Origin of the sequence: Faecalibacterium sp. An77 (assembly GCF_002161315.1) — a bacterium.
Taxonomy (GTDB): Bacteria; Bacillota; Clostridia; order Oscillospirales; family Ruminococcaceae; genus Faecalibacterium.
This window is the reverse complement of the sequence record NZ_NFHK01000058.1, coordinates 1-12927: the sequence shown is the minus strand read 5'-3', so window position 1 is coordinate 12927 and position 12927 is coordinate 1. Positions and strand designations below refer to the sequence as shown.

Here is a 12927-nt window from a genome sequence, read left to right as displayed (position 1 = left end):
ATCTGATCGACGAGTACATCCACTTCTATAACCACGAGCGGCTCCAGACAAAGACTGGCCTGGCTCCGCTCTCGCTTCGCCAGGCCAGTCTTTGATTCGCTTGTTCTACCCCTTGCAGGACTCTTTTTTGTACTGTCCGCACAATATGGGGCGGTTCAGAGGATCAAGGAGGTATTGGCTTTTCATCCAGAAAGGCGACTTCCTGTACGCAGATCAATAGAAAGCGGGATTGTCTGCGGCAGGCGCAGACCGTTTATGGTTGACATTGCCGTTCTTTACCCGCTCAGATATACAAATCCTTCCTGCAGAAAACCGCAATACCAACGGGATACAGTGTAAGAGCGCCAACCAACAAAACCATCATTTGAAGCAGAGCATGGCTGTCATTTGCCACCAATCCGTTGGGATCAAACAGGGTAAAAACGGAGAGGTACTTTACATTTTCTGCGCCCTTGCCTACATTTGCGATCATTTTAAACAGGTACATCAGGGTAGGAATTCCCGCTCCAAAGAGCGCGCTGTACTTGCTTTCCGAAAAAATACAGGAGGCGCAGAAGCATATTCCGCCAATCAGGATATGAAGAAGCAGCAGACCGGCATTGAGCCTCAGCACTTCCGACAGAACAAGTTCGCCAGGAAACAGCATCTGTGTGGCAGCCATCTCCAACACGGTGGTGTAAACCATCAGGAGGGAAATTCCGCCGATCAATACCAGCATTTGCGTCATGGCAATGGTTCGGCGTTTTACAGGCGCTGCCACCAAATACACCATCGAATCCATATCAATGTATTTGGCAATCAATCCATTGGCGCGCAAAATACTGAACACCATGGGAAACAGCAAGAGAATAAACCCATAGAGGTAAGAAATCATAAAGCCCAGCAAATTTGTGGCCCCCGGAGTCATGCCCACCGCCGCCATGATTTCAGGCATTGCCTCGGCGAACCCATCCAGCATTTCCATTGTCGCCGGATCATAAAGCCCAATGATGCAGGACACATACATTGTGATGATCGCGCCAAAGATGACAAGCAGTTTTACGCTGGCCTTTATTTCTCTCCGGAACAACGCCCAGTTAATCATTTTTATTCCCTCCATAATAGTTCATAAAAATATCCTCCAGGCTTTGTTTCGCCGATACTGTGACGCAAAGGCCGTCCTGAGCGCCGTCAAAATCTTTTGCAAAGGCTTTGGCCGCCTGTTCGGTTGGCAGGCTGACCGTATAGGAGCGAAGATGCCGCTTTCTCAGCGCATCCACCGTATCCACCGCAACCAGCTCTCCACACCGTATCATGCCAATCCGGTCGCAGGTGCGCTCCACCTCCTCGAACATATGGCTCGACAAAAAGATGGTTTTTCCGCGCTGCTTTTCTTCTTTGACCAGCTCTATAAACCGGTTCTGCATCAAAGGGTCCAGCCCGCTGGTGGGTTCATCCAGGACAAGAACCTGCGGGTCGTGCATCAAGGCAGCCGTAATCGCAAGTTTTTGCTTTGTGCCTTTGCTCATTTTCTTGATTTTTGTTTTGGGGTTCAGTTCAAAGCGTTCCAGCAACTCACGCTGTCGGTTTGCTGCGCTCAGTCCACGATACTGCTCAATAAACCGCAGAAAATCCGTTCCGCTCATATCCTCGAAAAAGGATATTTCGCCCGGAACATAGCCGATATATTTTTGCACCTGATCTCTCTTGGCCCAGCAATCCAGTTCCCCGACCGCGCATCTTCCGGATTGCGGCCGGAGGAACCCCATCAGGTGACGAATAACCGTCGTTTTGCCCGCTCCATTTGGCCCGAGAAATCCAAAGGCTTCTCCTTGGCCAATGGAAAAAGACACATCAAAGACGCCTTTCTTTTCTCCAAAGTCGCGGGTTAAATTCTCTACACAAATTGCACTCATGTCCGAGCCTCCCTGTACAACGCCTCTTTGAGCAGCCCAAGGTATTTCTCCATTTCGGCCAGCAACTCTTCACCGGATTTCTGGGGATTGCTTTTCAAGCATCCACTGCTGATCCAGGTCACCATATTGATAACCTCTACAGGAGTGATGCCAGCCTTAAACTTTGACCAATCCACATTCTGAAACAAGACTCTGGAACTTTCAGACAGGGCCAGGTTCGACGATTTTTGCCGCATCTTTTCAGCTTCCTGTGCGTCGTCTTTCGTAACCGTCACAAGGAAATCGTACATGCCCGGGTACTGTCTCATCACCTCGAACTTTTTCTCGGTGGCTATGGCGATGCACTCAAAGAAATCCGAAGTGCCCGCCGGTATGTTTGCGCTGATCTTTGCGCAGGCAAAGTCAAAAAGGAACTCATACAAGTTTTCCTTTGTTCCAAAGTAATGGAACAGCGCCGCTTTGGAGACCCCCGCCTCAGCAGAAATCTCGCTCATTGCAGTCTTTTGAAATCCATCCTTCGCAAAACAGAGATATCCCGCATTGATGACGGACTGTTGTTTTTCAGGTGAAATCTTTCGGAAATTCTCATACTCCATAAAAAGGCCCTCTCATTAACCGCATCGGTCAACAACAGTGTAGTACAATGAACCGCTGCGGTCAACGTGTAAATTTCAAGCGCTTGCTGTGCACCGTGGTTTTATGCGCATTTGCAGCAGGACAGCCGGAAAACCCGGCCGCCCGCTTATTGCAATTAAATTTTCACATGGTGTTCAGCGGAGATTCAAGCAGCATCACCTTTTTATTGGCGGCATCCAGCAAGACCTCGCAGCCAATCGGCAGGGTGAGCATAGGGTGAGTGTGGCAGCAGTCGAAATCCGCCAGAATCGGGAAATCGTATTCGCCCAACACTTCCAGCAGAATCTCATAGGGTTTCCGATGGGTGCTATTATCATCGAATTTCTCATGTTTACCCAGCAGAATGCCACCAATTCGATCAAAAACCCCTGCGAGCTTCAACAACGAAAACGAACGCTCAATGGTACAGGCATCTTTTAGGGAATCCTCCAGCAAAAGTATATCCCCCTTTTTGATTTCAGGCATATAATCTGTACCGAAAAAGCCTTCCATGGTATTCAGATTTCCGCCAATCAACCTCCCTCTGCACACGCCGGGGTGCACGCAGATCCAATTGTTGGGACAGGGAGTTTTGCTTCGATTCTGGCTGCTCCAGTCTATAAATTCATCCGTCCAGACAGGTGGTTTTTCATACAGATAGGGTATCGGAGTCAAGCCCTTTACCATGCAGTCAAAGGACTGAAAGGTCCAGTCTACAAACGGCGGAAATTCTCCAAAGGATGCCGCTGCAGTCGGCCCATAAAAGGTGACCAATCCCGTTTTGGCATAGATTGCAAGCAGCAACGCTGTAACATCTGAATAACCGATAATGATTTTCGGATGTGTTTTCAAATATTCATAGTCAATATAAGGCAAAAGTGAATTTGTATTGTTTCCCCCAATAGCTGCCATCAAAATATCGACATTCGGGTCATGGAGCAGCGCATTAAACTCCTGTGCGCGCTCCTGAATGGACCCGGAGCGGTAAAAATCCTTTTTGCCATACGGTGATCCACAAACCACTTTATATCCCCTGGACTGCAAATATTGGACACCCCTCTCATAGCGGATCGGTGTCGTTGCAGAAATTGGAGACGATGGCGAAAACACTCCGATGGTCAAATCCCGGCCTGGTACATTTGCTTTCATACAATCTCCCTTCCTATCCATAGCCCCGGATTGCAGGATTTCCGGTTCAGCCAAATTTGGTTTTGATTATACGCGCTTTGGATGCCCTTGTCCAGAATACACTCTGAAATGAAAGCACCCGTTTTATTCGAAAACCAAGCTGCCAGCGACAGCATCCATCCCCTTTCGCTTGTATTGTCCGGGAGATTTTGGCGGAAGCCGGCAATCCACAGCAGCTAAGGCACCTCCGAAAGACGCATTTGAATGACAATGTTCCCTTTGACCGTGCCCTCCCCCCGGCAGGAAAGCCCTGCCTTTCATTTTCTTAGACCAGCTGCTGGTCCTTAACAATTCTCAAACAAAACTCCAAACTTTGCGCAACGTTTCCGCCTTATAATGATTTTGAAAAGACAGTACCGCCAGCAGGAAAAATCTGTTATTCTTATGATGAACAGAAAACCACTCCGGGGTGAAAGGAAGAAAAGCATGATTCATATTCTGATAGTGGACGACGACCCCAAACTGAACAAAACCGTCTGCGTTTATCTCAACGACTGCGGCTTTGAGGCCACCGGCGTCCTGAACGCCCAGGCCGCCTACGAGGCTTTGAACGACCGGCCCTACGACCTGATCGTCTCGGACATCATGATGCCGGGGGTGGACGGCTTTGCCTTCGCCCGGTCGGTGCGGCAGCTCAACAAGCACATTCCCATCCTCTTCATGTCGGCCAAGGACGATCTGCCCTCCAAGCAGAAGGGCTTTCAGCTGGGGATAGATGACTACATGGTGAAGCCGGTGGAACTGGCCGAGCTGGAAATACGGGTGCGGGCCCTGCTGCGGCGGGCCAACATCGAGGCGGAGCGCAAGCTGACGGTGGGCAATCTGGCGCTGGATGCCGACGGGATGACCGCCGAGATCGACGGGGAGGAAATCCCTGTCTCCAAGCGGGAATTCAATATCCTCTACAAACTCCTCTCCTACCCCAAAAAGACCTTCACCCGAGCCCAGCTGATGGACGAATTCTGGGACGCCGATACCGACGCCAGCCTGCGGGCGGTGGATGTCTATATCACCAAGCTGCGGGACAAGTTTTCATCCTGCGACGGCTTCGAGATCAAGACGGTGCGGGGTCTGGGCTACAAGGCGGTGCTGTTATGAACAAGCGTACCAAGGACGAAAGCCTCTTTCCCATGTGGCTGTTCTTTGTGTATCTGGGAGTTCTGCTGCTGATGTCGGGCATCCACAGCGGCCTGCTGCTGGGGGCCGAACAATGGGGCTGGGGCAGTCTGACGAGGACCCTGTCCCCCATCTTCTACTGGGCCGCCGTGGCCGGCGGGCTCACCGTCTTTACCCGGTATCGGATCCGGATCACCTACGAGGAACCCATGCTGCGGCTGGCCGACGCCACCCAGAGAGTGGCCAAGGGGGATTTTTCGGTGTATCTGGCCCCCATCCACACCCCCGACAAAACCGATTATCTGGACCAGATGTTTCTGGACTTCAACAAGATGGTGGAGGAATTGGGCAGCATCGAGACCCTGAAAACCGATTTCTTCTCGGATGTGTCCCATGAGTTCAAGTCGCCGCTGGCGGTGATTTCGGGCAGCGCCGATCTGCTGAAAAAGAGCCCTTCCCTCTCCTCCCGGGACCAGAAAGAGGTGGACAGCATCCAGGACGCCACCCGGCGGCTGGCCGACCTCATCCAAAACATGCTCAAGCTGAACAAGCTGGAAAAACAGACCATTCGTCCGGCGCCCTCGGTGTTCGATGTCTGCGCCCAGGTGTGCGGGTGTGCGGTCCAGTTTGAGGACCAGTGGGAGAAAAAGAATCTGGATTTTTAGGCGGATCTGGAGGACAGCGCCGCGGTCTATGCGGACCCGGGCCTCACCGAGCTGGTGTGGAACAATCTCCTGTCCAACGCCATCAAATTCACCCCCGAGGGCGGGACCATCACCCTCACCCAAAAGACCCTGGACAACTGGGTGGAAGTCTCGGTGCAGGACAGCGGCTGCGGCATGACAGCTGAAACCATCCGCCATATCTTCGACAAATTTTATCAGGGCGACACCAGCCACGCCACCCAGGGCAATGGCCTGGGTCTGGCGCTGGTGAAGCGGATTCTGGAGCTTTCGGGCGGGGAAATTGCGGTGGAAAGCCAGCCGGGAAAAGGCTCGGTCTTTACGGTCCGGCTGCCCCGGCCCGACGGGCAGGAGGCGCAGGGATGAACAGCGACAAGAACTACCGGGCCTATGAATATATGGAAACCTCCGTCCCGGACAGCAAAGCCTCCTTTTATCTGGACTGCTACCAGAGCTTTGGCTGGCAGCAGGACGAGAATTTCCCGCCCCAGGCGGCCAGGGGCAAAGTCCTGCTGAAACTCAAGCGGGACCGCCGCATCCTCAACAAAGCCGAGCTGACCCGGCTGCAGCGGCACTTTGAGGCCGATCTGGCGGAAATTGCCGCGCTGGAGCGCTCCAAAACCACCGCCGCCAATCTCTGCGCCCTGCTGACCGGCCTGCTGGGGACGGTGTTCATGGCCGGGGCCACCTTCGCGGTGGTGGCCGAGCCGCCCATCATCTGGCTCTGCGTGCTGCTGGCCATCCCCGGCTTTGGGGGGTGGATTGCACCTTTTTTCCTATACCGGGCCGCCCTGGACAAAAAAGCCCGGCAGGTACAGCCTTTCATTGAGGCCAAGCTGGACGAAATTTACGAAATCTGCGAAAAAGGCCATTCACTGCTGTAGGCAGGCGGATGCAGGACAGCCGGTTTTCCGGCTGTCCTTTTTTCATCCAAAGCAAACCTGTCCCAAACAAAACCGAAACCTTCTCCTGGTATCCTGTCCCCAGTGATTGCAGACAGGAGGCAGGAAGATGAAAGAAATCACCGTTTTATTGACCCGGTATTCCGACCGGATTTCCAGTTTCGTCTACCACGTTGCAGGCCATGGCTACACCCACGCTTCCCTGGGCCTGGGCGGAGAGGTTTATTACAGCTTCAACTACCGGGGTTTCTGCGAGGAGACCCTGGAAAAACACCGCCGCCGCGGCGTGGAACAGAGCCTGAGCTGCGTGCTGGCGGTGTCGGACCAGGCCTATCAGGATATCCAGGCTCGGATCGAGACCTTCCAGCAGCGGCGGGCCGAATACCGCTACACCCGGCTGGGGGTGGTCTGCTGCCTGCTGCGGATTCCCTTCCTCTGGCGCCGGCACTATTTCTGCTCTCAGTTTGTGGCGGAGGTTTTGAAGCAATCCGCCGCTTTCCCTCTGGCCAGACGGGCACAGCTCTATCTGCCCAACCACCTGTGCCGGGAACTGCTGTCCAGCAGCCAGCTGGTCCGCCTCCAGCGCAACCCGGTCTGAAAATTAATCTTTCTCAAACAATACTCCAACCAAACCGCCATGTTGTGCGAGTAAAATCTCTCTTGCAAACAGCGAAAACCCATCCAAACATCCAAAGGAGGACCAACGCGATGGCAGAATATCATCTGAAGCCCGGCAAGCTGGGCAAAAAAGTCATGGACGCCTACCAGAAAACCGAGCAAGCCTTTACCGAAAAGTTCCTGGAAGAAGACCCCGGCAGCCCCTCCGGCTACAGCCTGAAAACCGGTCCTGCGGCCCAGCAGGCTGTGAATGCCTACAGCAAGATCGAGAACGGCGTCGTAGGAGCCTACAAAAAAGTGGAGAACGCCTTTGTGGACGCGTTCCTCGAAAAAACCGACGACCCGTCCGGCCCCAAGGCCGGCTGACCCAACATCGGACAGGAGGAACCCAACATGAAAAAGAGCAATTTTATAGCCATGATCCTTGGCACCATCGGCACCGTGTTCTTTGCACTGGGCATGTGCATGGCTCTGATTGAGGACTGGGGGATGTTCCGCCAGGGGATTGTCTGCGGGGTCATCGGGATGGTGGTGCTGCTGGCGGCCCTGGTGATCTGGCGCCGGATGGAGGGCAAACAGCCGGTCCATCTGGACGGCAAAACCCTGGGCACCATCCTGGTGGCGGTCGTGGGCGCCCTGCTGCTGGGGGTCGGGATGTGCCTTTCCATGGTGTTCGAGCTGATGGTGCCCGGCATTGTGGTGGGCCTGATGGGGATTGTGGCCCTGCTGATGTTGATCCCGCTGACCAGGGGGCTGAAAGATTAAACCTTGTTTCGCGCTGAAAAAGCCAGTTATACAGTAAATTGAAAAGGAGAAACCAACCATGAACGCAAACGAGACCATGAAACTTCCCGCCAGCTGCACCCTCATGACCGAGGAAGAGATGATGTACACCGACGGCGGCACTGCCGCCGAGACCGCTGTTAAGGCTGTCATCGCGGTGGGCGGCGCCGCTGCCCTGCTGGTGGGCTGCATTGCGGCCCGGGGCATTCTGAGCATCTTCGGCGGAGTGGATTCCGCCATTGACAGCTCGGTGGACGCCGGCAAGAGCTTCATCGGCGGCGCACTGGATGCTGGCAAGAGCTTCCTCAATGCCCTGATGGGCCTGTAATGCCGGCCCGAAACGCTTCAGATATCTTCTCTTTCCATAATCATGTTCCGGCGCCCTGAGAGGGAGCGGAAAAGCAGGACGTTCCCACCGGGAGCACCCTGCTTTTTGCCGCCGCTGCTGCGATGGGCGCCAGCGCACAAAAGGCAGCCATCCCCCACAGGGGCCCAAAGAACATCTTGGACACGGTCAAATCGAATCAACGCCAAACGGCCCGCATCCTGCGCAATACAGGATACGGGCCGTTCTGGTTGTCTGGCTGTAGCGGCCTTTCCTGACGGGAAAGCCGCTTTTGATGTTTTGGCGCAGGCGGGGTTACGAGATGCTGCGCTTCACCTGCAGCAGCACCAGCACCATGCTGACGCCCAGCAGGATATGTCCCACACCGGCCATGCCGGAAATGGCTGCATCCATGCCGGAGGAAAGGCTGGTGCCCAGCACCTGGAACACGCCCCGGATCACCAGCATCACCACCGTCAGGTTCAGGCCCACATGATAGACGGCCAGCACCCGGCCGGTCTTGGGACCGGTGAAGGACAGGTTCTTCTCCAGCAGGACCAGCAGCAGGAAAAACACCATTCCCAGCATAAAGTAATGGGTGTGCACAAAGCCCAGACTGGTTCTGCCGGTGAAACCGACGATTTTGGTGAACTCCCGGTAGAACACGCCGCCCACCATGGCGAGAATCGCGTAGATCAAAGAGGCATTCATATAGCGTTTCATCATGATGTATTTCTCCTTATCATTCGGCGGGCGGGCGCAGGCCCGTCGCCGCCCTGGGTTTCTTCAATATGAACAATGTTCATTATACAGCAAACCGCTGCATCTGTCAAGCGCTCCCCTCCCTTTTGGCTGGGTTTCCTTTTGCGCGTCGCACCGTTCCTTCTGCTTTTGGAACACAGTCTGTCGCTACAAAAATCCCACCGGTATACGGTTGACAAACGCCGGGGCCGGCTTTACAATATCTCTAACCGATAGATTGGAGGATGACATGGAATATCTGCTTTTGGGGCTGCTGATCCTGTCCCCCATGACGGGGTACCAGCTGCAGCAGTTCATCAAGAACAATCTGGCCCTGATCTGTTCCCACAGCGCGGGCAGCGTCCAGACGGCCCTGGCCAAGCTGGAGAAAGAGGGCAAAATCACAGCCAACGAAACCGCCGAGGGCAAACGGCGGAAGAAACTCTTTGCCGTCACCGACGCCGGACGGGCGGCCTTTTCGGCATGGGCCGCCCAGCCCATGCAGGCGGACAGGGTGAAAAACATGGAGCTGTCCCGGCTGTTTTTCGCCGGGCTGACCCGGCCCGCAGAGCGGCTGGACGCCATCCGGGATTACATCCGCCAGATGGAACAGACCCGGGGGATTCTCTGCGGGATTCGGGCCCGGTTTCAGCAGATGAACCCCGGCGAACTGCCGCCGGGGATCGACTGGCCTCAGGTACTGCGGTTTCAGGGGTACACCATCGAGTACGGCATCGCGGCCGCCGGCTTTGAAATCAACTGGTACACCCAGCTGCTGCACGAGTTGGAGAAGCAGCCCTGACCGCCCTCTCCCCGGGAAACGTCCGCTGACGGTGGAGCGGGACTTTTCCCTCTGATACCCGAACTCTGCAAAACGATGGCCCAACCGGCCGGAAAGGAATTTCCCATGAATCTGTTATCCATTGCCATGTTGGTATTTATTGTGATGGAGTCGGCCAACGTGGCCATCCTGTATTTCTGGCCCGGCAGCCAGCTGGGCAACGGCGTGGGGGTGTTCAACGCCTTCCATCACAGAGAGAACGACGAACAAAAGCTGTTTGCCTCCTACCTGGTGAACTGGGTGGCCGGGGTGAAGCTGATCTTTATTTTTCTGCTGGGGGTCATCCTGATCCTCGGCGACGAAACGGTCCAACTGTGGGCGGTGGTGGCCATGATTTTGTCCATTGCCACCTACTTCTGGCGGCTGCACCCCATCATCCGGAAGCTGGACGCCATGGGCTGCATCACCCCCAAGGGCTATTCCAAGGCCCTGGACGGCATGATCGCCGGCTTTCTGCTTCTGTTCACGCTGGCCCTGGCGGCACATATTCTGACAAAGGGGATCTGACCATGCAAAAAACTTCGAACGCCCTTGCCCGGCTGAAGCGGGCCGCGGTCATTCTGCTGGTGGTTGCGGCGCTGTGCGCCGGTGGCTTTCTCTGGTATGTATCCGACTACTACCGTGCCGAGGATGTGGCGCTGGAAGTGGCCGTCCAGGGCGTCAACCTGTCCACCCAGGGCAATCTGACCATCCTGAGCCCCAGCCAGCCCAGCGACACCGCCCTTCTCTTCTATCCCGGCGCCAAGGTGGAGGCCGAAGCCTATCTGCCTCTTCTGGACCAGATCCGCCAGCAGCTGGGCGTCACCTGCATCCTGGTGGATATGCCTTTCCACATGGCCATTTTCGACGCCGGCGCGGCGGAGGACGTCATCCCGCAGTTTCCTGAAATCCAGCACTGGTACATCGCCGGCCACTCCATGGGCGGCGCTATGGCCTCCAAATACGCCGCCGAACACCCTGACCAGGTGGAGGGGCTGATTCTGCTGGGGGCCTACATCTACGGGGACTACCCGGAGGAAAACACCCTGACCGTCTACGGTTCCCTGAATCAGAGCGTGGAGGATCATCTGGACTACACCCGGAACATTGTGGAAATCGAGGGCGGCAACCACGCCCAGTTCGGCAACTACGGCCCCCAGAAGGGGGACCCGCCCGCCGCTATTTCCGCCCAGGAGCAGCAGGCCCAGACTGTGGACGCCATCGAGGCCTTTCTGGACCAGCAGGCCGGGGACGTGGAATAAACAAGACGCCGCGCCTTTGTCCGGGCGGCATCAAAACCAGCACGGCAGCCCGGGCGCTGCGGAACACGACCGATCAAAAACAAACAAGGAGGACTCAACCATGAAACTGGACACTTCCCGCCTGCAATGGACCCGGCAGCCGTCAAGCTGCGTCATTTCACCCGACCGCATCGAGATCGTCACCCGCCCCCACACCGATCTGTGGCAGCGGACCTATTACCACTTCCGCAACGACAACGCCCCGGTGCTCCAGATGTCCACCGAAGAAGCCTTCTTCTCCTTTGTGGTCAAGACGGAATTTGCCGAGAGCCACCACCGCTTTGACCAATGCGGCGTGGTCCTCTATCTGGACAGCGAAAACTGGCTCAAGAGCTCGGTGGAATACGAAAACGACCGGTTTCAGCATCTGGGCAGCGTGGTCACCAACCACGGCTATTCCGACTGGGCCACCACCGAAATCCCCGCCGGCGTGAAATCCATGTGGTACCGGCTGAGCCGCCGGGAGGACGATTTCTGCATCGAGTGTTCCGAGGACGGCGCCGTATTCCATCAGATGCGGGTCTGCCACCTGCACGAGGCCAAGGGAGAAATCCGGTTTGGAATCTACGCCTGCAGCCCGGAGGACTCCTCTTTCCGCGCCGTGTTCACCCACATGGAACTGACCGAGTGCAAGTGGCTGGCCCACGACGGCCAGGCCCCGGACAAGGAGGTCTGACCCAGTCCCCCGACACCTGCAAAACAGGGCATCTTCTCTTCGATATCCCGCCCGCCGCTCTGCGGCGGGTTTTCCTTTGCCCGCCCGCTCCCCGCCGTCTGAAATATTGTGAAATCACACAACATTTGCTATAATGAATACATCCCCCGGTGCAAAAAGGCAGAACCGTTCCAGGGGCCGGCACGCCGCCGCTACGGCGGACGTTCAGGGGTATTACACGGAAAAGAGGGACCAAAATCGTGTTGCTGGTGCAGTTGAAAGAGATGAAAAACTTCACAAACCACGAAAAGGACATTGCAAACTATATTCTGGCCCACATGGAGCAAATTCCCGACATGTCGGCCGGCGAGCTTGCCAAATCCACCCTGACCAGCAAGGCCACCGTGGTCCGCCTGAGCCAGAAGCTGGGGCTTTCCGGGTACCATGAGTTCAAGCTGAAGCTGATCGCCGAGGTCAACCAGAACGAGCGGATCGGGCAGATTTTGGCCAACGAGCCCATCACCCCCCACAGCTCCTATACCGACATCATCCACACCCTGCCGGGGCTCTACGACAAGGCCATCACCAACACCCGCCTTACCCTCAACAAAAGCGATATGCTGCGCATTGACCGCCTGCTGCGGGAGGCGGAGTGCATCGACATTTACGCCACCGGCATCAGCTACACCCTGGCCCAGGCGGCCGCCTTCAAATTCGCCACCCTGGGGGTGGAGAGCTCCTCCTATGAGAGCATCAACGGCCACTATCTGGCCGCACGCAAACACAAAAAGACCGTCGCCTTTGTCATCAGCTTCACGGGGGCCAACCGCTCGGTGGAAACCATGGCCAAATACCTGCGCACCGCCACCCACAACCATGTGGTGGGCATCCTGGGCCCCCACAATCAGGTGACCCGGTCCTGGTGCCACGAGGTGGTGGAAATCCCCAACCGGGACTCGGTCCTCAGCCTGGACGTCATCACCTCCTTCGCCGCCTGCAACTACGTCTTCGACGTCTTTTTCTCCCTGCTCCTCTCCCACTGCCAGGAACAGCACGTCCAGTCCTCGCTGGAAATGATCCGGCACCGGGATCTTCTGCTGAACGAAAATTTTGACGTCTGAATCCCCTCCATTGAACCAATTTGAACCGATGTTTCAAGAACATCGGGTGAATTATACTATCAAGTGCAACACTTAAGGGAAATAAAAAGAAGTTCATACAGAACCCTGGTAGAATAGAGTTACTACACCACCAAACCACCGGAGGGAACTGTATGAACTACCAT

General features: G+C 55.7%; 18 protein-coding genes. 13 read left to right on the top strand and 5 right to left on the bottom strand.

The features are described from left to right. Nucleotides 1-283: 283 nt before the first annotated feature. The 4 genes from B5G28_RS12815 to B5G28_RS12800 all read right to left on the bottom strand — a co-directional run bounded on the left by B5G28_RS12815 (nt 284) and on the right by B5G28_RS12800 (nt 3659). Nucleotides 284-1084: a hypothetical protein gene (locus B5G28_RS12815; RefSeq protein WP_087249417.1), complete on the bottom strand. Its 801-nt coding sequence runs from the start codon at nt 1082-1084 to the stop codon at nt 284-286. Then, nucleotides 1077-1895 (bottom strand): ABC transporter ATP-binding protein, encoded by an 819-nt coding sequence (locus B5G28_RS12810; protein ID WP_087249415.1) that lies wholly within the window; start codon nt 1893-1895, stop codon nt 1077-1079. The genes B5G28_RS12815 and B5G28_RS12810 overlap by 8 nt, the downstream gene beginning before the upstream one ends. Then, nucleotides 1892-2491 (bottom strand): TetR/AcrR family transcriptional regulator, encoded by a 600-nt coding sequence (locus B5G28_RS12805; RefSeq protein WP_087249413.1) that lies wholly within the window; start codon nt 2489-2491, stop codon nt 1892-1894. The genes B5G28_RS12810 and B5G28_RS12805 overlap by 4 nt, the downstream gene beginning before the upstream one ends. Nucleotides 2492-2654: 163 nt before the next feature. Beyond that, the gene (locus B5G28_RS12800; protein ID WP_204228878.1) at nt 2655-3659 is read right to left on the bottom strand and encodes a S66 peptidase family protein; all 1005 of its coding nucleotides are present in this window, start codon (nt 3657-3659) and stop codon (nt 2655-2657) included. Between the two features lie 465 nt (nt 3660-4124). Between B5G28_RS12800 and B5G28_RS12795 the strand changes: the two genes are divergently transcribed. From B5G28_RS12795 to B5G28_RS12765, 8 genes are all read left to right on the top strand, one after another. Beyond that, the gene (locus B5G28_RS12795) at nt 4125-4796 is read left to right on the top strand and encodes a response regulator transcription factor (RefSeq protein WP_087249409.1); all 672 of its coding nucleotides are present in this window, start codon (nt 4125-4127) and stop codon (nt 4794-4796) included. After that, nucleotides 4793-5479, top strand: a complete 687-nt coding sequence (locus tag B5G28_RS15270; protein ID WP_343215558.1) for a HAMP domain-containing sensor histidine kinase — start codon at nt 4793-4795, stop codon at nt 5477-5479. The genes B5G28_RS12795 and B5G28_RS15270 overlap by 4 nt, the downstream gene beginning before the upstream one ends. A 54-nt stretch (nt 5480-5533) precedes the next feature. Beyond that, entirely contained in the window at nt 5534-5863 is a 330-nt protein-coding gene (locus B5G28_RS15265; protein WP_343215557.1) for a sensor histidine kinase, read from the top strand. Continuing rightward, nucleotides 5860-6381 carry a hypothetical protein gene (locus B5G28_RS12785; protein ID WP_087249407.1) on the top strand — a complete coding sequence of 174 codons (522 nt, stop codon included), beginning with the start codon at nt 5860-5862 and terminating at the stop codon, nt 6379-6381. The genes B5G28_RS15265 and B5G28_RS12785 overlap by 4 nt, the downstream gene beginning before the upstream one ends. Nucleotides 6382-6508: 127 nt before the next feature. Continuing rightward, nucleotides 6509-6997, top strand: coding sequence for a hypothetical protein (locus B5G28_RS12780; RefSeq protein ID WP_087249405.1), 489 nt, complete (start codon nt 6509-6511; stop codon nt 6995-6997). 110 nt (nt 6998-7107) lie between these two features. Then, the gene (locus tag B5G28_RS12775) at nt 7108-7383 is read left to right on the top strand and encodes a hypothetical protein (RefSeq protein WP_087249403.1); all 276 of its coding nucleotides are present in this window, start codon (nt 7108-7110) and stop codon (nt 7381-7383) included. Between the two features lie 27 nt (nt 7384-7410). Continuing rightward, nucleotides 7411-7782, top strand: coding sequence for a hypothetical protein (locus B5G28_RS12770; protein WP_087249401.1), 372 nt, complete (start codon nt 7411-7413; stop codon nt 7780-7782). 58 nt (nt 7783-7840) lie between these two features. After that, nucleotides 7841-8128 carry a hypothetical protein gene (locus B5G28_RS12765; protein WP_087249399.1) on the top strand — a complete coding sequence of 96 codons (288 nt, stop codon included), beginning with the start codon at nt 7841-7843 and terminating at the stop codon, nt 8126-8128. Between the two features lie 312 nt (nt 8129-8440). Here B5G28_RS12765 and B5G28_RS12760 read toward each other — a convergent pair whose 3' ends face one another. After that, nucleotides 8441-8848, bottom strand: a complete 408-nt coding sequence (locus tag B5G28_RS12760; protein WP_087249421.1) for a DUF2871 domain-containing protein — start codon at nt 8846-8848, stop codon at nt 8441-8443. A 268-nt stretch (nt 8849-9116) separates the two neighbouring features. Here B5G28_RS12760 and B5G28_RS12755 point away from each other — a divergent pair, with 268 nt between their 5' ends. The 5 genes from B5G28_RS12755 (at nt 9117) to B5G28_RS12735 (ending at nt 12763) form a co-directional block, all read left to right on the top strand. Further along, complete coding sequence (locus B5G28_RS12755) at nt 9117-9668, top strand: PadR family transcriptional regulator (RefSeq protein ID WP_087249397.1); 552 nt, start codon at nt 9117-9119, stop codon at nt 9666-9668. A gap of 105 nt (nt 9669-9773) precedes the next feature. Continuing rightward, complete coding sequence (locus B5G28_RS12750; protein ID WP_087249395.1) at nt 9774-10214, top strand: hypothetical protein; 441 nt, start codon at nt 9774-9776, stop codon at nt 10212-10214. A 2-nt stretch (nt 10215-10216) separates the two neighbouring features. Next, complete coding sequence (locus tag B5G28_RS12745; protein WP_087249393.1) at nt 10217-10948, top strand: alpha/beta fold hydrolase; 732 nt, start codon at nt 10217-10219, stop codon at nt 10946-10948. A gap of 100 nt (nt 10949-11048) precedes the next feature. Beyond that, a complete protein-coding gene (locus B5G28_RS12740; protein WP_087249391.1) occupies nt 11049-11663 on the top strand; it encodes a DUF1349 domain-containing protein in 615 nt (204 codons plus the stop codon). Between the two features lie 263 nt (nt 11664-11926). Beyond that, complete coding sequence (locus tag B5G28_RS12735) at nt 11927-12763, top strand: MurR/RpiR family transcriptional regulator (RefSeq protein ID WP_242967619.1); 837 nt, start codon at nt 11927-11929, stop codon at nt 12761-12763. Nucleotides 12764-12927 lie beyond the last annotated feature (164 nt).

Coding starts and splice junctions, on each gene's coding strand:
- B5G28_RS12815 (WP_087249417.1), bottom strand. CDS start 1,084: ATGATTAACTGGGCGTTGTTCCGGAGAGAAATAAAGGCCAGCGTAAAA.
- B5G28_RS12810 (WP_087249415.1), bottom strand. CDS start 1,895: ATGAGTGCAATTTGTGTAGAGAATTTAACCCGCGACTTTGGAGAAAAG.
- B5G28_RS12805 (WP_087249413.1), bottom strand. CDS start 2,491: ATGGAGTATGAGAATTTCCGAAAGATTTCACCTGAAAAACAACAGTCC.
- B5G28_RS12800 (WP_204228878.1), bottom strand. CDS start 3,659: ATGAAAGCAAATGTACCAGGCCGGGATTTGACCATCGGAGTGTTTTCG.
- B5G28_RS12795 (WP_087249409.1), top strand. CDS start 4,125: ATGATTCATATTCTGATAGTGGACGACGACCCCAAACTGAACAAAACC.
- B5G28_RS15270 (WP_343215558.1), top strand. CDS start 4,793: ATGAACAAGCGTACCAAGGACGAAAGCCTCTTTCCCATGTGGCTGTTC.
- B5G28_RS12785 (WP_087249407.1), top strand. CDS start 5,860: ATGAACAGCGACAAGAACTACCGGGCCTATGAATATATGGAAACCTCC.
- B5G28_RS12780 (WP_087249405.1), top strand. CDS start 6,509: ATGAAAGAAATCACCGTTTTATTGACCCGGTATTCCGACCGGATTTCC.
- B5G28_RS12775 (WP_087249403.1), top strand. CDS start 7,108: ATGGCAGAATATCATCTGAAGCCCGGCAAGCTGGGCAAAAAAGTCATG.
- B5G28_RS12770 (WP_087249401.1), top strand. CDS start 7,411: ATGAAAAAGAGCAATTTTATAGCCATGATCCTTGGCACCATCGGCACC.
- B5G28_RS12765 (WP_087249399.1), top strand. CDS start 7,841: ATGAACGCAAACGAGACCATGAAACTTCCCGCCAGCTGCACCCTCATG.
- B5G28_RS12760 (WP_087249421.1), bottom strand. CDS start 8,848: ATGAAACGCTATATGAATGCCTCTTTGATCTACGCGATTCTCGCCATG.
- B5G28_RS12755 (WP_087249397.1), top strand. CDS start 9,117: ATGGAATATCTGCTTTTGGGGCTGCTGATCCTGTCCCCCATGACGGGG.
- B5G28_RS12750 (WP_087249395.1), top strand. CDS start 9,774: ATGAATCTGTTATCCATTGCCATGTTGGTATTTATTGTGATGGAGTCG.
- B5G28_RS12745 (WP_087249393.1), top strand. CDS start 10,217: ATGCAAAAAACTTCGAACGCCCTTGCCCGGCTGAAGCGGGCCGCGGTC.
- B5G28_RS12740 (WP_087249391.1), top strand. CDS start 11,049: ATGAAACTGGACACTTCCCGCCTGCAATGGACCCGGCAGCCGTCAAGC.
- B5G28_RS12735 (WP_242967619.1), top strand. CDS start 11,927: ATGAAAAACTTCACAAACCACGAAAAGGACATTGCAAACTATATTCTG.